17 protein-coding genes are annotated in these 18993 nt (G+C 75.1%); 9 read left to right on the top strand and 8 right to left on the bottom strand.

Annotated features, from left to right (window positions below; translation table 11 throughout):
• Positions 1-21: 21 nt before the first annotated feature.
• The 4 genes from AB0F71_RS04970 to AB0F71_RS04985 are packed head-to-tail and all read left to right on the top strand — an operon-like array spanning position 22 to position 4293.
• On the top strand, positions 22-1128 hold the full coding sequence (locus AB0F71_RS04970) for an energy-coupling factor transporter transmembrane protein EcfT (protein ID WP_360228272.1): 1107 nt from the start codon (positions 22-24) through the stop codon (positions 1126-1128).
• Positions 1125-2777, top strand: coding sequence for an ATP-binding cassette domain-containing protein (locus AB0F71_RS04975; RefSeq protein ID WP_360228275.1), 1653 nt, complete (start codon positions 1125-1127; stop codon positions 2775-2777). The genes AB0F71_RS04970 and AB0F71_RS04975 overlap by 4 nt, the downstream gene beginning before the upstream one ends.
• Complete coding sequence (locus tag AB0F71_RS04980; protein WP_360228278.1) at positions 2774-3610, top strand: ECF transporter S component; 837 nt, start codon at positions 2774-2776, stop codon at positions 3608-3610. Before AB0F71_RS04975 ends, AB0F71_RS04980 begins: the two co-directional genes overlap by 4 nt.
• A gap of 35 nt (positions 3611-3645) precedes the next feature.
• The gene (locus AB0F71_RS04985) at positions 3646-4293 is read left to right on the top strand and encodes a hypothetical protein (RefSeq protein WP_360228281.1); all 648 of its coding nucleotides are present in this window, start codon (positions 3646-3648) and stop codon (positions 4291-4293) included.
• 128 nt (positions 4294-4421) lie between these two features.
• On the opposite strand, the gene AB0F71_RS04990 is transcribed toward AB0F71_RS04985, so the two are convergent.
• The gene (locus AB0F71_RS04990; RefSeq protein WP_360228284.1) at positions 4422-4727 is read right to left on the bottom strand and encodes a putative quinol monooxygenase; all 306 of its coding nucleotides are present in this window, start codon (positions 4725-4727) and stop codon (positions 4422-4424) included.
• A gap of 101 nt (positions 4728-4828) precedes the next feature.
• Positions 4829-5284 (bottom strand): hypothetical protein, encoded by a 456-nt coding sequence (locus AB0F71_RS04995; protein ID WP_360228287.1) that lies wholly within the window; start codon positions 5282-5284, stop codon positions 4829-4831.
• A gap of 362 nt (positions 5285-5646) precedes the next feature.
• On the opposite strand from AB0F71_RS04995, the gene AB0F71_RS05000 reads away from it, so the two are divergent.
• From AB0F71_RS05000 to AB0F71_RS05010, 3 genes are all read left to right on the top strand, one after another.
• The gene (locus tag AB0F71_RS05000; protein WP_360228290.1) at positions 5647-6366 is read left to right on the top strand and encodes a tetratricopeptide repeat protein; all 720 of its coding nucleotides are present in this window, start codon (positions 5647-5649) and stop codon (positions 6364-6366) included.
• A gap of 220 nt (positions 6367-6586) precedes the next feature.
• Positions 6587-9433, top strand: a complete 2847-nt coding sequence (locus tag AB0F71_RS05005) for a glycoside hydrolase family 3 C-terminal domain-containing protein (RefSeq protein WP_360228293.1) — start codon at positions 6587-6589, stop codon at positions 9431-9433.
• Positions 9434-9685: 252 nt separating this feature from the next.
• Positions 9686-10564: a LysR family transcriptional regulator gene (locus AB0F71_RS05010; protein WP_360228296.1), complete on the top strand. Its 879-nt coding sequence runs from the start codon at positions 9686-9688 to the stop codon at positions 10562-10564.
• An 85-nt stretch (positions 10565-10649) separates the two neighbouring features.
• Here the strand turns inward: AB0F71_RS05010 and AB0F71_RS05015 are convergent, their stop codons facing one another.
• Positions 10650-10976, bottom strand: coding sequence for an antibiotic biosynthesis monooxygenase (locus AB0F71_RS05015; protein WP_188303748.1), 327 nt, complete (start codon positions 10974-10976; stop codon positions 10650-10652).
• Between the two features lie 139 nt (positions 10977-11115).
• Positions 11116-11526 (bottom strand): cupin domain-containing protein, encoded by a 411-nt coding sequence (locus AB0F71_RS05020; RefSeq protein WP_360228299.1) that lies wholly within the window; start codon positions 11524-11526, stop codon positions 11116-11118.
• A 62-nt stretch (positions 11527-11588) separates the two neighbouring features.
• On the opposite strand from AB0F71_RS05020, the gene AB0F71_RS05025 reads away from it, so the two are divergent.
• A complete protein-coding gene (locus tag AB0F71_RS05025; protein ID WP_360228302.1) occupies positions 11589-12065 on the top strand; it encodes a MarR family winged helix-turn-helix transcriptional regulator in 477 nt (158 codons plus the stop codon).
• 28 nt (positions 12066-12093) lie between these two features.
• On the opposite strand, the gene AB0F71_RS05030 is transcribed toward AB0F71_RS05025, so the two are convergent.
• Entirely contained in the window at positions 12094-14169 is a 2076-nt protein-coding gene (locus tag AB0F71_RS05030; protein WP_360228305.1) for an MDR family MFS transporter, read from the bottom strand.
• Positions 14170-14468: 299 nt separating this feature from the next.
• Between AB0F71_RS05030 and AB0F71_RS05035 the strand changes: the two genes are divergently transcribed.
• Positions 14469-15620: a peptidoglycan-binding protein gene (locus tag AB0F71_RS05035; RefSeq protein WP_360228308.1), complete on the top strand. Its 1152-nt coding sequence runs from the start codon at positions 14469-14471 to the stop codon at positions 15618-15620.
• A gap of 6 nt (positions 15621-15626) precedes the next feature.
• On the opposite strand, the gene AB0F71_RS05040 is transcribed toward AB0F71_RS05035, so the two are convergent.
• From AB0F71_RS05040 to AB0F71_RS05050, 3 genes are all read right to left on the bottom strand, one after another.
• Positions 15627-16211 carry a TMEM165/GDT1 family protein gene (locus AB0F71_RS05040; protein WP_360228311.1) on the bottom strand — a complete coding sequence of 195 codons (585 nt, stop codon included), beginning with the start codon at positions 16209-16211 and terminating at the stop codon, positions 15627-15629.
• Between the two features lie 204 nt (positions 16212-16415).
• Entirely contained in the window at positions 16416-17225 is an 810-nt protein-coding gene (locus tag AB0F71_RS05045; RefSeq protein ID WP_360228961.1) for an ABC transporter permease, read from the bottom strand.
• Positions 17225-18841: a phospholipid carrier-dependent glycosyltransferase gene (locus AB0F71_RS05050; RefSeq protein WP_360228314.1), complete on the bottom strand. Its 1617-nt coding sequence runs from the start codon at positions 18839-18841 to the stop codon at positions 17225-17227. The genes AB0F71_RS05045 and AB0F71_RS05050 overlap by 1 nt, the downstream gene beginning before the upstream one ends.
• Positions 18842-18993 lie beyond the last annotated feature (152 nt).

Below are 18993 nucleotides of genomic sequence, written 5' to 3' on the forward strand. Positions count from 1 at the left end.
CCCCGTTCCCAGGACAGATCCGTGAGCAGCACCATCCGCAGCACCCGCCCGCCCGTCGGACCGCGCCAACTGCACCCCGGGGCCTGGTGGTTGTGGGCGCTCGGGCTGGGCGCGGCGGCGACCCGCACCACCAACCCGGTGCTCCTGCTGCTGCTCGCCGCGACCGCCGGGTACGTGGTCGCGGCGCGCCGCGGCGACGCGCCCTGGTCGCGTTCGTACGGGGCGTTCCTGCGCCTGGGGCTGCTGGTGCTCGGCATCCGGCTGGTCTTCGCGGTGCTGCTCGGCTCGCCCGTCCCCGGCACCCACGTGCTGTTCACCCTGCCCGAACTCCCGCTCCCCAGCTGGGCGCAGGGGGTGCGGATCGGCGGGCGGGTCACCCTCGAAGGCCTGCTCGCGGCGCTGTACGACGGGCTGCGCCTGGCCACCCTGCTGATCTGCGTCGGCGCCGCCAACTCGCTGGCCAGCCCGGCCCGGCTGCTGCGCGCCCTGCCCGGCGCGCTCTACGAGGCGGGCGTGGCCGTGGTGGTGGCGATGACCTTCGCGCCGAACCTGGTCGCCGACGTGCGCCGGCTGCGCGCCGCCCGCCGGCTGCGGGGCCGCACCGACAAGGGCGTCGCGGCCGTGCTGAGCGTCGGACTCCCCGTCCTGGAGGGCGCGTTGGAGCGCTCGATCACCCTGGCGGCGGCGATGGACACCCGCGGCTTCGGCCGCACCGCCGACGTTCCGCGCCGACTGGCCCGGGTGACGGCCGCGCTCACCCTGGCCGGGCTGCTCGGGGTCTGCCTGGCTGCGTACGGGCTGCTGACCGCCGGGGGCGCCGGCTGGGCGCTGCCGGTGCTGCTGCTGGGCCTGGCCGCCGCCTTCGCCGGGCTGCTGCTCGGCAACCGACGGTCCGTCAGATCCCGCTACCGGCCGGATCCCTGGGCACTGCCGGAGTGGCTGACCGCCGGTTCCGGGGCCGCCGTGGCCGCCCTGTTCACCTACCTCGCGACGCGTGATCCGGCCGCCTTCGCCCCCACCGTCGTCCCGCCGACCGTCCCCGAGCTGCCGCTGGCCGCCGTCCTGGCCGTACTCCTCGGCCTGGTACCGGCGTTCGCCGCCCCGACCCCGCCCCGGAGGGCATCGTGATCACCTTCGAGCAGGTCTCCGTCCGGTACGCGGACTCCGCCGCCCCGGCGCTGGCGGGCGTCGACCTCACCGTGCCGGAGGGCGAACTCTGCCTGCTGGTGGGGCCCTCGGGCTCCGGCAAGTCCACCCTGCTGGGCACGGTCAGCGGCCTGGTGCCGCACTTCACCGGCGGGGTGCTGCACGGCCGGGTCACCGTCGGCGGCCGGGACACCCGCGAGCACCGGCCGCGCGAACTCGCCGACCTGGTCGGCACCGTGGGCCAGGACCCGCTGGCGCACTTCGTCACCGACACCGTCGAGGACGAACTCGCCTACGGCATGGAGTCGCTGGGTCTGCCCGGCGACGTGATGCGGCGCCGGGTCGAGGAGACCCTCGACCTGCTCGGCCTCGCCGACCTGCGCGACCGCGCCCTGGGCTCGCTCTCCGGGGGCCAGCAGCAGCGCGTCGCGATCGGCTCGGTGCTCACCGTGCACCCGCGCGTCCTGGTCCTGGACGAGCCCACCTCCGCGCTCGACCCGGGCGCCGCCGAGGAGGTGCTGGCCGTGCTGCAACGGCTGGTGCACGACCTGGGCACCACCGTGCTGATGGCCGAGCACCGGCTGGAGCGGGTCGTCCAGTACGCCGACCAGGTGCTGCTGCTGACCCCGGGCGAACCGCCCGTACTGGGCGAACCCGCCGAGGTGATGGCGCACTCCCCCGTGCACCCGCCGGTGGTCGGCCTCGGCCGGCTCGCCGGCTGGCGGCCGCTGCCGCTGTCCGTCCGGGACGCCCGGCGCAAGGCCGCCACGCTGCGCGCCGAGCTGGACGGGCGCGCGCCCGGCGGCCCGGCCGGGCCGTTCGGTCCGTCCGCCATTGCGTCCGCCGGGCCGTCCGCAGCCCCTGCCGCCCCCGCCGCCCCGATCGCCGCCGTCGACCGGCTGGCCGTACGCCGCGGCCCGGTCCAGGCCCTGCGCGGGGTCGACCTGGTGCTGCGCCCCGGCGAGATCGCCGCCCTGATGGGCCGCAACGGCGCCGGCAAGTCCACCCTGCTCGGCAGCCTGGTCGGCCTGCACGCCCCCGACTCCGGCCGCGTCACCGTCGGCGGCCGCACCCCGCACCGCACCCGCCCCGCCGAACTGATCCGGCACGTCGGCCTCGTCCCCCAGGACCCGCGCGACCTGCTGTACGGGGAGAGCGTCGCCGCCGAGTGCGCCGCCGCGGACGCGGACGCCGGGGCCGCCGCAGGCAGCTGCCGCGCCCTGGTCGAGCGACTGCTGCCCGGCATCGCCGACACCGCCCACCCCCGGGACCTCTCCGAGGGCCAGCGGCTCACCCTCGCCCTCGCCGTCGTCCTCACCGCCCGGCCCCCGCTGCTGCTCCTGGACGAGCCCACCCGCGGCCTGGACTACGCCGCCAAGGCCCGGCTGGTCGAGATCCTGCGCGGGCTCGCGGCCGAGGGGCACGCCGTCCTGCTGGCCACCCACGACGTCGAACTCGCCGCCGAACTCGCCCACCGCACCCTGATCCTGGCCGAGGGCGAGATCGTCGCCGACGGCCCGACCGCGGAGGTGGTGGTCTCCTCCCCCGCCTTCGCGCCGCAGGTCGCCAAGGTGCTCGCGCCCGGACCGTGGCTCACCGTCCGGCAGGTCGCGGAGGCACTGCACGCATGAGCAGCCGACCCGTACCGCTCGGCCGCCGCTCCGTCGCGGCGCTGTCCCTGGTCTCCCTGGTCGGCGTGACGGCCTTCGGCTGGCCGCTGCTCGCCTCCACCGGCTCGGCCCTGGTCGGCCACTCCGCCGACGCGCCGTGGCTGTTCGCGCTGCTGCTGCCGCTGCTGCTGGCCGTCGTCATCGCGCAGATCTCCGAGGGCCGTACGGCGGGCGGCGGGGCGCCGGGCCTGGACGCCAAGTCCGTCGCCCTGCTGGGGGTGCTGGCGGCGGCCGGCGCCGCGCTGCGGCCGCTGGGGGCGGGGACGGCGGGCCTGGAACCGATGTTCTTCCTGATGGTGCTGTCGGGGCGGGTCCTCGGCCCCGGCTTCGGCTTCGTCCTCGGCTCGCTGTCGATGTTCGCCTCCGCGCTGCTCACCGGCGGGGTCGGGCCGTGGCTGCCGTTCCAGATGCTCGCCATGGGCTGGGTCTGCCTCGGCGCGGGCCTGCTGCCCGGCCAGGCCACGCTGCGCGGCCGCCGCGAACTACTGCTGCTGGCGGGGTACGGCGCCGTCTCCGCCGTCCTGTACGGCACGATCATGAACCTCCAGGGCTGGCCGTACATCGGCGGCCTGGCCGGCTCCATCTCCTTCCACCCCGGCGATCCGCTGCCCGCCAACCTGGTCCGCTTCGCCGCCTACTGCCTCACCACCTCCCTGGGCTGGGACCTCCCGCGCGCCGCCCTCACCGTCGTGCTCTGCCTCACCCTGGGCACCCCCGTCCTGCGCGCCCTGCGCCGGGCCACCCGCCGTGCGGCCTTCGACGCCCCCGTCGACTTCCGGCCGCCGCTAGGGTGACCGTTCGAACCGAGCAGCAGAACGGGAGTCCCCCAGTGTCCGACGCACCCCTCGCCCCCGAGCCCGACCTCGACGAGCCCGAGGACGACGAGGACACCCCCTGGATCGTCGCGAGCTGCCCCGTCGGCCCCGAACTGGCCGCCCAGCTGGTGGCGATGGCGGACCTCGACTGGACGGACGGCGACGCCGGCGAACGCGCGATGACCGACGCCGGCTGGCGCTCGACCGGCGACCACCTCGGCGAGCTCAACGAGAAGGCCTGCACACCGGCGGGCCACCTGGTGTACGGCGACGACAGTCTCTTCCTGCCCTTCGCCTACGAGTACTACGTCGACCCCGACGGCGGGATGGCCGAGGACTTCTGGGGCACCCTCCCCGGCTGGCAGCGCAGCACCGACCAGGAGACCGACACCTTCAACGAACAACTGGACGCCGTGGCAGAGCAGTTCACCACCCTGCTGGGCCCGCCCGATCACGACCTCAGCCACCAGCGGGAACCGCACTCGAGCTACCGGTGGCGGTACCGCGTCTGGCGCCGCGGCGACAACGCCCTGGTGGTGGCCCCGGGCATGGACCCCTTCTCGTACTGCCAGTTCGAGCACGCCTTCGTCCAGATCCGCCCGCTCCCGGCGGACGCACCGCTGCCGCCCGCCGAGGAACTGCCGGACTTCTTCACCTGGTAGCCGCCGCCGGACGCCGCGCCCCTGCCCGGCGGACACCACACCCTGCCTGACGGGCCAGACGGTCCGCACGCCCGGGTCTGTTGGCCCGGGCGTGCGGACCGTGCGGACCGCGCGAGGAGGACGCGCGGTCAGATGAGGCCCTTGGCCGGGTCTCCGGCGGGGAAGGCGTCCAGGACGGCGACGTCGGCGGGCTCGGCGAGGGCGGCGGCGAGGACCGGGCCGAGCGCGGCCAGCGGCGCTCCGGCGCTGTGGGCGTCGAGGGCGGCCCGGTCGGCCCACTTCTCGACCACGGTGATCCGGTCGGGGCCGGCGTGGACGGCGTAGAGCTCGCAGCCGTCCTCGGCGTGGATGGCCGGGGCGTGCTGCTCGAAGGCGGCCAGGACTTCGTCGCGCCGGCCGGGCTTGGTCCTGATCGTGGCGATGACGACGGGCATGCAACTCTCCAATGATGGTGTGACGATCATGCTACCGACCCAGCGAGGGGCCCGAGTTGAGCGGAATCGGCCGGCGCCGGCAGGACTCAGCGATCCACGACTCACCAGTCCAGGGCGGACCGGGCCAGGGCGCCGAGCCCGAGGGCGGCCGGGAGTTCGACGAGGAACGCCATCGCGAGGGCGGTGTACCAGGCGCCGCCGCCCTCGGCGGTCATCACGTCGAACCAGGCGTCGAGGAGGAGCAGGGTCGCGGCCGCGGCGGCGGCCAGGGCGGTCAGGCGTGAGCGCCGGACGAGCAGCCTGGCGGTGGCGATCAGACCGGCGACCTGCAGGACATCCATGCCGATCCACACCGTGGACCAGTTCCTGACCTCGGCCTGCCCTCGGGTGGCCGACCCGAGGACCAGGATCCAGGCGAAGAGCAGGAGTGAGACGGCGATCAGCGCCCCGCCCAGGAGTGCGCGGGAGCGCTCCGCCGTCGGATGCGCCGATCCCAGGCGGTCGAGCGCCGCCCGCACCGGCCGCACCGGCCGACCGTCCCCCGTTGTCGTTTTCATGATCGAGAATCTACCCACCCCCTCGCGGGACCCGGCGGGCGGCGCCCGGGGGCCGGGACCGTAGCCCGGTCCCGACGGGTACGGCGACCGCTACTGGGCCCTGGCCACCGGCGCGCCTGCCGCCCGGGGCGGCACCCCGGGCACCCCGCTGTCATCGCCCGGTCGTCGTCGACGGGGGGGTACGAGGTGGGACTGCTCCAGCAGTGGCGGGACTCCAAGGCGCAGGAGCTGCACCGGGAAGGCGTTCGCCTGCTCAACGGGGGGCGCGCGCGGGACGCGGAGCCCGTGGCCCGCGAGGCGGTCCGCATCCGCTCGAAGGTGTTCGGCCCGGATGATGCCGCGACCCTGGCGAGCCGGGTGGTGTGGGCGCGCGCACTCGAACGGCCGCCACCGCCACCGCGGGCGACGGCAGTGCCCGCGTGCTCAAGGCCAGGTCCGACCGGACGCAGGCGCTCGCCTACCTGGGCCGCTTCCAGGAGGCCGAGGCCCAGGCCCGGGCGCTGATGGAGGTCGCGGCCTCGGGCGGGCCCGGCGCCGTGCCGCTCGGGCCGGCCGCGCGGAACGCCCTGGTGTTCTCGCTGACGGCCTGCGGCCGGGCGGTCGAGGCGGAGGCCGAGGCCCGCACCGCCCTCGACCACGCGGCGGGCGTCCCGGGCCTGGACGCCCGGTTCCTCCTCACCGCCCGGCTCGGCCTGGCCCGCGCCCTGAACGCACAGGGCCGCCACGACGAAGCGCTGCCCGTGCTCCGCCCCGCCCTCGAACGCACCACGGCGGACCCCGTCGGCGAGGAGGAGCTGGAGGCCGCGCTCCACCTCGTCGCGGCGGTCTCGCTGCTCGGGCTGGGGAGGGACGCGGCGCCGTCCCTGGAGAAGTCCTCGGAGCTCTGCGGGCGCACGCTCGGGCCGAACCACCACCGCGCCCTGGAGGTCGGCACGCTCCGGGGCCGGGTCCTCGCCGCGCAGGGCCGTCTTCCGGAGGCCCGCGAGGTCCTCCGGGCCAACGCCGCTGCCTGGCTGGAGCACTTCGGTGCGGGCCACCCGAAGACACGGGCGGCCCAGCAGGCCCTGGCCGAGCTGAGCTGACCCCGGCCCCGGCCTCGGCCCCGGCCCCGCCCTCGGCCCCAGGGGCGGACGGCCCGGGGGCGGACGATGGCGCGCGCACCGCCCGGCGCGCGCCCCGGACATACCCGACACGCCCTGGCGCGCCACCTGCCGTCCGGGGCCGAACCATCGTAGATTTGACGGATCGTCACTTTTAGGCCCGCCCGGCCGTCCACGACTCCGTCGATCGGTGGTGGTTGCCATGCGACGTCCCTCCCTGCGGATGCGAATCCTCCGGCTCGGCCTCGGCGGCTGCCTGCTGGCGGCCGCCACGACCGGCAGTGCCGCAGCCGAGCCGAGCGAACGCCCGAAGGACGCGCCGGGTTCGCCGGAGCAGCGGATCGAGAGCCTCCTCGCCCAGCTCACCACCGACGAGAAGGTCACCCTGCTGCGCGGCCGGGACGCCCCCTCCGGGGTGGACTCCGTCGGCTACGTCGCGGGCGTACCCCGGCTCGGCATCCCGCCGCTGCTGCTGACCGACGGCCCGGCCGGGGTCCGGGACGGCCGCCCGGCGACCGCGCTGCCCGCACCCGTCGCGCTCGCCGCCGCCTTCGACCCGGCGCTGGCCGCCCGGTACGGCGACGTGCTGGGCCGGGAGGCGCGGGCGCGCGGCTACCAGGTGCTGTACGCGCCCATGGTGAACATCGTCCGGGTCCCCCAGGGCGGACGGAACTTCGAGACGCTGGGCGAGGACCCGTACCTCGCCGGGCGGCTCGCCGCCGCCGAGGTGCGCGGCATCCAGGCCCAGCGCGTCGCCGCACAGGTCAAGCACTACGCGGCCAACAACCAGGAGGACAACCGCCAGTCGTACGGCTCGGAGGTGGACGAGCGCACCCTGGCCGAGATCGAGCTGCCCGCCTTCCGGGCGGCCGTACGGGAGGGCCGGGCCTGGTCGGCGATGTGCGGCTACAACCCGGTGAACGGCATCTGGGCGTGCGAGAACTTCCCGCTGCTGCGCGACGTGTTGAAGGGCCGCTGGGGCTTCGACGGAGTGGTCGGCTCCGACTACCCGGCCACCCACTCCGCCGTCAACGCCGCCGCGGGCGGGCTGGACCAGGAGTTCGGCGGTTCGAGCTACTTCGCCGCCCTGCCCGCCGCCGTGGCGGACGGCCGACTCGCCCCGGCCGTGCTGGACGACCAGGTCCGCCGGGTGCTGCGGCTGATGGCGCGCACGGGGGCGCTCGACGGCGGACAGGCTCCCCCGGTCGATCCGGCCGCCGGAGCGCGCGACGCCCGGACGGCCGCCGCTGCCGGAACGGTTCTGCTGCGCAACGAAGGGTCCGCCCTGCCGCTGGACGCCGCCCGGCTCAAGTCCGTCGCCGTGATCGGCCCCTGGGCGGACCGCGCCTACACCGGCGGCGGCGGCTCCTCGCACGTCACCCCGTACGCCGAGCAGACGGTGACGCCCCGCCAGGGCATCGCGGCCCGGGTCGGCCCGAACACGGAGGTGCGCCACGACCCCGGCGACGACCCGGCCTCGGCGGCCGCGGCGGCCACCGGCGCGGACGTCGCGGTGGTGGTGGTCGGCGACCAGGAGACCGAGGGCGCCGACCGCGGCTCGCTGAGCCTCGCCGCGGCGGACGAAGCGCTGATCCGGGCCGTCGCCCGGGCCAATCCGCACACCGTGGTGGTGCTGAACACCGGCGGGCCGGTCACCATGCCGTGGCTGGACGCGGTGCCCGCCGTGGTCGAGGCCTGGTACCCGGGCGAGCAGAGCGGCGCCGCGCTCGCCGACGTGCTGTTCGGCGACGTCGACCCGGCCGGGCGGCTGCCCGTCACCTTCCCGACCTCCGCCGACACCACCCCGATCCGGGACGCCGCCCAGTACCCGGGCACGGACGGCGTCTACCACTACACCGAGCGCCTCGGCGTCGGCTACCGCTGGTACGACGCGAGCGGCACCGCCCCGCTGTTCCCCTTCGGCCACGGCCTCTCGTACACCACCTTCACCTACGACGGCCTCACCGTGACCGGCCCCGACCCGGCCGGCCGGGTGCGGGTCGGCTTCGACCTCGCCAACCGGGGCACCCGGACCGGCACCGAGGTGCCCCAGCTGTACCTGACCTTCCCGGCCGCGGCCGGCGAACCCCCGCAGCAGCTCAAGGCCTTCGACAAGGTCACCCTGGCGCCCGGCGCCTCGACCCACGTGGAGCTGCGGCTGGACCGCTCCGCCTTCGCCGTCTGGGACGAGGGCGTGCACGGCTGGGGCGTCCCCGGCGGGCGGTACGGTCTCACCGTCGGCTCCTCCTCCCGCGCACCCCGGCTGCGGGGCACCGTGGACGCCCCCGCGTCCCCCGCCGTCTCCACCTGGTCCGGGCGGATCACCGGCTCCGACGGCGCCTGCCTGGACGCCTCGGCCGCCGCCGGGGACGCCGACCGGTCACTGGAGGCGACGAGTTGCTCGGGTGCGGCCGCCCAGGACGCCACCGTCGGCTCGGACGGCAGCATCGGCGTCCTGGACGGCTGCCTCACCCCGGCCGGCTCCGCCGACGGCGCCGCCGTCCTCCTGCGGGACTGCACCCGGACCGCCGACCAGGAGTGGCGCAGCGGCCCGGACTCCTCGCTGCTGAACCCGTCGACCGGCCGGTGCCTGAGCGTCACGGACGGCCGGCTGCTGCTGCAGGCCTGCACGGCGAGCGCCCAGCAGCGCTGGACCACGCCCAGCCCCAGCGGGCCGCTGACCGGCATCGCCGGGCAGTGCACGGACGTCGACGGGGCGCACACCGCCAACGGCACCGCCGTCCAGCTCTACCACTGCAACTCCACCGGCGCCCAGGACTGGACCGTCCGCCAGGACGGCTCGCTCCGGGCGCTCGGCAAGTGCCTGGACATCACCGACGGCCACACCGCCGCCGGCACCCCCGTCCAGCTCTACGACTGCAACGGCACCGCCGCCCAGCGCTGGCTCCCGCACCCGGACGGCACCCTGGTCAACCCGGGCTCGCAGCGCTGCCTGGACGCCCGGGGCGGCAGCAGCGCCGACGGGACCAGGCTCCTGATCTGGGACTGCGCGGGCAGCGCCAACCAGCTCTGGAAACTGCCCGCTTGACCGTCCCACCCGCTCGACCCGGTCGGCCACCGCCGCCCCGGGTCGAGCGCCGGCTCCCACGGGCCGCCCCCGGAATCCGCCCCACCGGCGATCGCGCGCGCGGCGTTCGGAATGCCCGAACGCCGCCGTACGCTGTCCCGCGACACCGGCAGGATCATCGCGAACACCTCAACACGAGCCGCAGCACGAACCACCAGCGGGCCGAGCGGGCCCGCGACCGCACGCGGGCGTTCGGGGGGACCGGAGAAACCAGTGGAACTTCGTCAGTTGCGCGTCTTCGAGGCCGTGGCCACCCACCGCACCGTCACCGCCGCGGCCGTGGCGCTCGACCTGGCCCCCTCCTCGGTCTCCGAGCAGCTCCGCACGCTCGAACACAGCCTGGACGCCGAGCTGTTCGGCCGCGCCCCGCACGAGTTGAGCCTCACCGCGGCCGGCGAGCGGCTGCTGCCCTGGGCCCGCAAGCTGCTCGACCAGGCCGAACAGGCCCGCCGGGAGGTGGTCGCCGACCGCGCCCGGCTCCGGCTCGGCGCGCTGGCGACGATAGCCGCGACCCACGCCCCGGCCGTACTGGCCCGGCTCGCCGAACGCCGTCCCGGCCTGGACGTCGCGCTGCACACCGACACCGCCCGGGACGCGCTGCTCGGCGGCGTCGCGGCCGGGGCACTGGAGGCCGCCCTCATCCTGGACACCGCCGGGCCGCTCGGCGAACTCGGCTTCTACCTGCCGCCCGCCCCGCTCGACCACCTCGACCTCAAGGACGTCCCGCTCGCCCTGGTCGCGGCCCCCGCCCACCCGCTCGGCGGCGCCACCGCCCTCACCCGCGAGGACCTGCGCGGCCAGCGCCTGCTGGTGAACGCCCCGGCCTGCTCCTTCCGGCTGGCCGGCGAGCGCCTGCTCGGCAACGACGTCGAACGCGTCCGCACCGGCGGCGTCGCCGTCACCCGCGCCTGCGCCGAACAGGGCCTCGGCATCGCCCTGCTCCCCGACTTCGCCGTCCGGGAGCCGCTCGCCTCCGGCACCCTCGTCCGCCTCCCCCTCGCTCCCCCGCCCCTCCAACTCCGCCTGGTCTGGCGCGCCGACCGCGAGACCGTCCCCGGCCTGCGCGCGACCCTGTACGCCGCCGCGGCCTGAACTCCCTTGCCGGACACGGCAAGCAAGCAGACGAACGGCGCGCCCCGGAACCCCGGGACGCGCCGTTCGCCCTACCCGACGACCGTCAGGCCTTCGGGCCCGCCGACTGCACGACCTCGAAGGACCACAGCGTGGACCCGGAGGCGGCCGGCCGCTTCGGGGCCTCGCCACCCTCGCCGCCACCACGGTGAGCAGCCTGCATCGGGCCCTCCATCCAGGCCTTGAAGTCCTCCTCGCTGCGCCAACGGGTGTAGACCAGGTACTGGTCGGTCCCCTCGACCGGGCGCAGCAGTTCGAACCACTCGAAGCCGTCGGAGTTCTCCACCGCGCCGGCCCGCGAGGCGAAGCGCTGCTCCAGCACCTCGCGCTGCTCGGCGGGCACCGTCAGTACGTTGATCTTGACGACGGACATGCCGCTCCTCACTGATCCGCCGGGGCCCGTACGGCCGTCGGCTCGGTTGCTCACGAGCAGTCTGCTACACCTCACACCCGGCCCGGGGCGGGCGCTGCGGGCCCAGGGGGCCGCAAGGGGCAGGGGGCGGGGCGCCGGATCAGGCGATCCAGGCCGGGAGGAGGCGGTCGGCGTCGCGCGGGGCGAGGGCGCAGGCGCCCTCGGGGGTGCGGGCGTCGGGGTTGTAGGCGTGGGAGGGGGACGGGGAGGCGACGAGGGCGGTGAAGCCTTCGGCGGTGGTGATGCGACGGGGCAGGTCGGCGGGGAGGGCGAGGGTGTCGCCGGCGGCGACGGTCAGGGTCTCGCCCGCGAGGTCGACCTCGGCCGAGCCGGCCAGCAGGGTCCAGATCTGCTCGGTGTCCATGGCGTGCAGCGGCCCCTGTCGGCCGGCGGGCATCTCGACCCGCCACTGGGCGAGGGCGGTCGCACCCTGGGTGGGCGAGGCGAGGGTGGTCATGACGGCGTTCGGGGTCTCGGTGCGACGGGCGTCGGCGGAGCGGATCACGGGCATGGTGAAGGAATCCCCTAAGATGGACAATGGAGTTGTCTATATGGTCAATGAGGTTGTCTATCGTGTCAAGCGAACCCGCCCCGCCCGGCTTCGAGCTGCCGCTGCGCCTGCTGCTGGCCTTCCGCACGATCATCGACGAGCTGCACGAGCGGATCGCCCGCGAAGGGCACCCCGACCTGCGCCCGATGCACAGCTTCGTCTTCCAGGCGATCGGCCCCCAGGGCACCACCGCCGTCGAACTCGGCCGCCGGCTCGGCGTCTCCAAGCAGGCCGCGGGCAAGACCGTCGAGACCCTGGAGCAGCTCGGCTACGTCGAGCGCGGCAGCGACCCGGCCGACGCCCGCCGCAAGGTGGTCCGGCTCACCGACCGGGGCGTGGACTGCCTGGTCCGCTCGGCGCGGATCTTCGAGGAACTGCGCACCGAGTGGTCCGCCACCCTCGGCGAGGAGCAGCTCCGCCGGATCGAGGACGGTCTGCGACTGCTCGCCCCCGGGGACCCGTTCCGGCTCGACACCCCGCGCTGGTTCGGCAGCCCGTGAAGGGACACCGAACCGGTGCGAAGGACGGCTAGAACGACCGCCCCTCCCCCCGGTACGGCGGCTGCGGACCGGTCGGCGGATCCGGCCGGTCCCGCCGGTCGGCGCAGAGCGCGGAGCTGAGCCGGGTGAGGAGTGCGGCGAGGTCCTCGTACTGCCGCTCGTCCCAGTCCCCCAGCAGCTCCGCGAGCTGGGTGCGCCGGGCGGCGACCAGGCGCAGCGCCACCTCCGCCCCCGGCTCGGTGAGCCGCAGCGGCAGGCCGCCGGTGCGGGCGGCGAGGCCGCGGCCCTCCACCTCCCGGACGGCCTCCTCGACGACCGGGACCGGGACGACCCGCCGCTCGGCCAGTTCGGCGGGCTCCACCGAGCCGTGGTGGTACATCTGCAGGAGCAGCCAGCTGGAGGCGGGCCGCAGGTCGAGCCCGGCGGTGGCGGTGATCCGCCGGAAGAGGTCGCGCCGGGCCTCCCGGGTGCCCAGGACGGACAGCGCGCGGGCGATCTCGTCCAGGGAGGAGCGCTCGACCGGGTTGATCCCGATCGACTCGCTGAGGTCGGGCGCGGTCACCGTGGAGCGCAGCTTCTGCTCGCGCAGGAACAGCGACAGCACGAAGGCGAGCACCGCGACGGGCACCGCGTACAGGAACACCCGGGTGATCGACTCGGCGTAGGCGTGGTGGACGCCGGCCTGGACGGCCGCGGGCAGCCGGGTGATCAGGCGCGGGTCGGCGGTGATCGCCTCCACCCGGAAGCCCGGCGGCAGCGGCTGCCCGGCCAGGGCGTCGGCGAGCCGGGAGCGCAGGCCGCCGGCGAAGACCGTCCCGAAGATGGAGACGCCGAAGGAGGCGCCGATGGAGCGGAAGAAGGTGGCGCCGGCGGTGGCCACCCCGAGGTCCTGGTAGCCGACCGAGTTCTGCACGATCAGCACCAGCACCTGCATCACCAGGCCCAGTCCGAGGCCGAAGACCAGGAAGTAGAGGCTCATCTCGGCGGTGCCGCTGTGCTCGTCGAGCCGGGAGAGCAGCAGCAGGCCGACCGCGGTGACGGCCGTCCCGGCGATCGGGAAGACCCGGTAGTGGCCGGTGCGGGCGACGATCTGGCCGGAGCCGATCGAGGTGAGCAGCATCCCGAGCACCATCGGCAGCATGTGGATGCCGGACATGGTGGGCGAGACCTGCTGGACCACCTGGAGGAAGGTCGGCAGGTAGGTGAGGGCGCCGAACATCGCGAAGCCCACCACGAAGGAGATCACCGCGACCAGGCTGAACGTCCGTGAGCGGAACAGCCGCAGCGGCAGGACGGGCTCGGCGGCCGAGCGCTCCACCTGGACGAAGACGAGCAGCAGCGCCAGTCCGAGCACGCCCAGGCCGACGACCTGCCAGGAGCTCCAGGCCCAGGTGGTGCCGCCGAGCGAGGTCATCAGCACCAGGCAGGTGGCGACGGCGGCGATCAGCGCGGTGCCGAGGTAGTCGATCCGGTGCTCGCGCCGGACCTCCGCGCCGTGCAGCACCGCCGCGATCACCACCAGGGCGACCACGCCGATCGGCAGGTTGACGTAGAACACCCAGCGCCAGCTGAGGTGGTCGACGAACAGCCCGCCGAGCAGCGGCCCGAGGACGCTGGTGACGCCGTAGACGGCGCCGAAGAGGCCCTGGTACCTGCCGCGGTCCCGGGGGGCGACGAGGTCGCCGACGATCGCCTGGGAGAGCACCATCAACCCGCCGCCGCCCAGGCCCTGGAGCGCCCGGAAGGCGATCAACTCGCCCATGTCCTGGGCGACTCCGCAGAGCACCGAGCCGATCAGGAAGATCACGATGGAGGCCTGGAAGAACCGCTTCCGGCCGTACATGTCGCCGAGCTTGCCCCAGAGCGGGGTGGCGGCGGTGGACGCCAGCAGGTAGGCGGTGACCACCCAGGAGAGGTGCTCCAGACCGCCGAGGTCGCTGACGATGGTGGGCAGCGCGGTGGAGACGATGGTCTGGTCGAGGGCGGCGAGCAGCATCGCCAGCAGCAGGGCCCCGATCGGCACCCAGAGGTTGGGGACGGTGACCTCGGGCGGGCCGGGCGGGTGCGCCGGGCTCCGCTCGCTCGCGGCGCGCGGCTCCGTCATGACGTCTCCACAGGCGGCATGGACTCTCCGTCGGGTCGCGGGGCCGGACGACCGGACGCCCAGGTGGATGATCACTCCCCGTTTCCCATGCTGGCAGATATGTCCCGTTTTGATCCGCCGGGTTGAGCCGAACGTAAGCACCGGACCCGTCGCACACGTCCCGGCGGTTTCTCCCGGGGCCAACCACCACCAACCGGCACAACACCCCCGCCGAGCACCGGACGCCCCTGTCCCCCCTCCGGGACGTCCTGCATAATCAGGCCCGATCGCGAGACCCGAGAACCGAGGAGGACCGGCCGATGCCGGACCAGCACTGCCCGACGTGCGGCACCGCACGCTCCACCGGGTGCAGCTGCCTCCCCGACCGGAGCCTCGACGAGACCGCCGTGCTCCCGCACCTGGAGGGCCCGCCGCTGGTCCGCCCGTACGTGCCCCAGGCGCCCGACCAGGTCGCCGACGAGCCGCCGCTGACGGCCGACCCGTTCGCGACCACCGTGCTGCCCCCGGTCGCGGCGGCGCAGCCGATGACGCCTCCGGTGCAGCCGATGACGCGTCCGGCGCAGCACCCGCAGCAGGCGCAGCACGCGCAGCAGATGCAGCCGCCGGTCACGCCCCCGCTCGGGCCGGACGCCGACGCCTACGCGACGACCGTCCTGCCGCCCGTCCCGGGCCCCGCGCCGGACGCGTACGGCAACGGCGCCACCACCGTCCTGCCCCCGGTCCCGTCGGATCCCCGGCCCGGCCCGGGCGCAGCCGGGGAGGAGCTCGGCTACTTCCCGTTCGACCACGGAGCCCCCGAACCCGACTCCGCCCCCACCGGCGGACGGGCCGCGCGCCGGGCCGCCGAGCAGTCCGAGCGCGCCCCCTTCGCCGGGCGCAAGGGCCTGATCGCGGCCGTCGGCGCCGGACTGCTGGCGCTCACCGTCGGCCTCGCGTACGCCGTGACGCCCTCCTCCGAGCCGACCCGCCGGGCCGAGCCGGCGCCCACCACCTCGCTCGCCCCCGCCCCGGTGGACCCGCCGACCGTGGCCGCCCCGGCGCCCAGCGCCCCCACGCCGACCCCCGAGACGCCGAGCCCGAGCGCCACCCGGTCGGCCAGGCCGAGCCCCACCAGGACCCCCACCCCGACGCCGACGCCCACCCCGACCCCCACCCCGACGCCGACCCCGACCCCCACGCCGACCCCGACGCCCACCCCCACGCCCACCCCGACCCCGACGCAGACCCCACGGACCCTGCAGATCGGGATGTCCGGCGTGGACGTCTCCGCGATGCAGACGAAGCTCGCGACCGTTCTGTGCTGGATGGACGTGCCGGTCAACGGCACCTATGACAGCGAGACCGCCGGCTACGTCAGCTACTTCCAGCGGATGCAGGGGGTCCAGGGCGACAAGAAGGGCGTCTACGGTCCCAACACCCGCGCGGCCCTGGACAACCGCACCACCTGCTGACCACCGTCAGCCGGTGATCGCCCCGAAGATGCTCACCCCGGCCAGCACCACCATGATCGCCGCCGCCACCCGGATGATCAGCTTCATCGGCACGTACTTGAGCAGCTTCTGCCCGCCCACGATCGCGATCCCGCCGACCGCGCAGAGCGCCAGCCAGGAGCCCAGGCCGACGGCCAGCGGGTCGGCGTACTTGGCGGCCAGGTTGGCGGTCATGATCTGGGTCAGGTCGCCGAACTCGGCGACCGCGACGACCGCGAAGCTGGTCCCGGCCACCTTCCAGAAGCGGTTCGAGGACGGCTCCTTGGCCGCGTGCCCCTCCTCGTCCTCACCACCGTGGAACAGCAGCATGGCCGCGCCGACCAGGAACAGCACCCCGGTGACGCCCTCCACCCAGCGGTGCGGCAGCAGCGAGAGCAGGTGCCCGGCGACCAGCGCCAGCACCACCTGGACCAGCATGGCGGCGGCCACGCCCGCGAAGACGTAGCTCGCCCGGTACCTGGTACCGAGCACCAGGCTGGCCAGCGCGGTCTTGTCCGGCAGCTCGGCCAGGAAGATGATGCCGAACGTCAACGCGGCAACGGTCACACTCATCGGAGGAACCCCTCGGTCGGCTGCCCGGCCTCCGCAGGTCCGTCAGGGGACGCTTCGGCCCGACAGCACTGGAAATGGTCACAGCACTGCGGCCGAAGGTCTCGCCGGCAGCCGCCGAGCCGGCGGTGCCCCGGGCGCCGGGCCCCTGGGGGCCAGTATGTCGACGGTCCGGTGGAGGGCTACTCCCCTTCAACGCGCCCCAGCCTACCCGACGCCGTGGCCCGGTCCGCCGTCGGCCGTCACCAGCCCCCGCCCGACCAGCTCCAGCACCACCACGATCGCCACCGACTCCACCGCCAGCAGCCCGATCAGTACGAACAGCTGCACCGCGCCCGCCTGCACCGGCGAGGCGCCGCCGAGCAGCATCCCGACGAAGGCGCCGGGCAGGGTGACCAGGCCGACGGTGCGGGTCTGGTCCAGCGCCGGGACCAGCGAGGTCGCGGCCGCCGTACGGCAGATCTCCAGCCGGGCGTCCCGCTCCTCGAAGCCCAGCGCCAGCGCCGCCTCCACCTCTCCGCGCCGCTGCCGCAGCTCGTCCAGGGCGCGCCGGCCGGCGAGCGAGGTGGCGGTGAGCCCGCCGCCGATCAGGATGCCGGCGACCGGGATCACCGACAGGCCCTTGAGCGGCAGCAGCCCGACGGCCGGCAGCAGGACCAGCACCGGCAGCACTCCCGCGCCGATCGGGGCCGCCGCCCAGACCCAGCCGGGGCCCGGGGTCATCCGCCGGCCGGCGGTGCGCACCGCGACCGTGAACATCAGCAGCACGAACAGCGCCGACCACCACAGCGAGGCGACCACCCAGCTGATCACCACGGCGACGGCGGCCAGTTGGACGACCGCCCGCAGTCCGGCCCGCGCCACCGCCCGCCCGTGGCCGAGCAGACCCCGGCCGGCCACCGCCACGGCGGCCAGCAGCAGCACCCCGGTGACCACCCCGAGCACCGGGGTGACCGGCAGCAGCTGCCCGCTGCCGGAAGCCGCCAGCGGTACGGGGGCCGGTACCGACAGCGGCATCAGATCCAGCTGGTGAACCACATCCGGTCCTGCCAGGACGACATCGGGATCACCTCCGCCGTGTACAGCGGGTAGAAGAAGGCGAAGCAGCCGACGATCGCGAACACGATCAGCCCGGCCGCGACCGCCCCGTACCGGCGGCGCTCGGGGCTGCAGCCCGCCGGGCCGAGGATCGCGCCGAGCAGCTGGGCGACGGCCAGGCACAGGAACGGCACCAGCACGACCATGTAGAAGGAGAAGATCGTCCGCTCCTGGTACCGGAACCATGGCAGGTAGATCCCGGCCACCGCGCACAGCACGGCGCCCGAGCGCCAGTCCCGGCGGAAGAACCAGCGCCACAGCAGGTAGACCAGCGCGAAGCAGGCCGCCCACCACAGAAACGGGGTGCCCAGGCCCAGGATCTGCGCCGCGCAGCCGCCGGGGGCGGTGCAGCCGCGCGTCCCGGTCGGCACCTGCTCCCAGTACATCGAGACCGGGCGGCCGTCGACCAGCCAGGCGAAGGGATTGGACTGGTAGGTGTGCGGGGTGCTCAGGCCGGTGTTGAAGTCGTACATCTGCGAGTGGTAGTGCCACAGGCTGCGCAGCGGCGCGGGCACCCAGGTCATCGGGACCTGCGGCAGCGGGATGCCGAAGGCGTGGTCCGGGGAGAGCCCGGCGCGGCCGTCCGCCCAGTGCCGGTCGTAGCCGCCCCCGTCGCCGGCGCCGCTCGCCAGCCAGCCGCTCCAGGCGCCGACGTACACCACCAGGGCCGAGCCGACCATGGCGAGGAAGGCGGGTACGGCGTCCCGGCGCAGCATGGAGCGCCAGGGGTGGCGAGCGCCGGCGGCGCGGCGGCCGGACTGGTCCCAGAGCACGGTGAGGACGCCGAAGGCGGCGAGGATCGGGGCGCCGTTCCACTTGACGGCGCAGGCGGCGCCGACGAGCACCCCGGCGGCGATCCGCCAGGGGCGCCACCCGAGCCGCACGACGTCGCCGTCGGTGACCCCGGCGAGCCGGGCGCGGACGTGGTCGCGGTCGATCAGCAGGGCGCCGAAGGAGGCGAGCACGAAGAACATCTGGATGCCGTCGAGCAGGCCGACCCGGCTCATCACCAGCTGGAGGCCGTCCACGGACATCAGCAGGGCGGCCGTGCAGCCGACCAGGGTGGAGCCGAAGAGCCGGCGGCCGATCCGGGCCAGCATCAGCACGGCGAGGGTGCCGAGCAGGGCGGTCATGAACCGCCAGCCGAAGGGGTGCAGTCCGAACAGCTGCTCGCCGACCGCCATCACCCACTTGCCGAGCGGCGGGTGGGCGACGAACTCGGGCGCGGAGCTGAGCGGGACGGACTGCGGGACGGCCAGGATGTCGGCGTTGGCGTGGTCGGGCCAGGTGCCCTCGTAGCCCTGCTGGAGCAGGGACCAGGCGTCCTTGGGGTAGTACGTCTCGTCGAAGACGAAGGCGTTGGGGTAGCCGAGGTTCCAGAACCGCAGCAGGCCGGCGAAGAGCGCGACGGCGATCGGGCCGAGCCAGCCGGAACGGTCGGCCGCCCAGCGCAGCAGGCCGCGCGGGGCCAGTGCCGGGTCCGGTTCGGCGGTGGCCTGGACCGCCGGGGGGTGCGTGAGCGCCGCTTGCGTCATAGCCTCGCCGATTCGCCTGTCTGCGGGGCCCTGGGGTTGCTGCACCGGGCCCGGGTCTGCTGCCCCGGCCGGGGGCCGGGCGGTCAACAGCCACTGACACTATGTGGCGGTGCCCGGGAAGCCAAGCGCGACGGGCGCCGACCAGGTGACCT

This window comes from Kitasatospora sp. NPDC028055, assembly GCF_040637885.1.
GTDB lineage: Bacteria > Actinomycetota > Actinomycetes > Streptomycetales > Streptomycetaceae > Kitasatospora.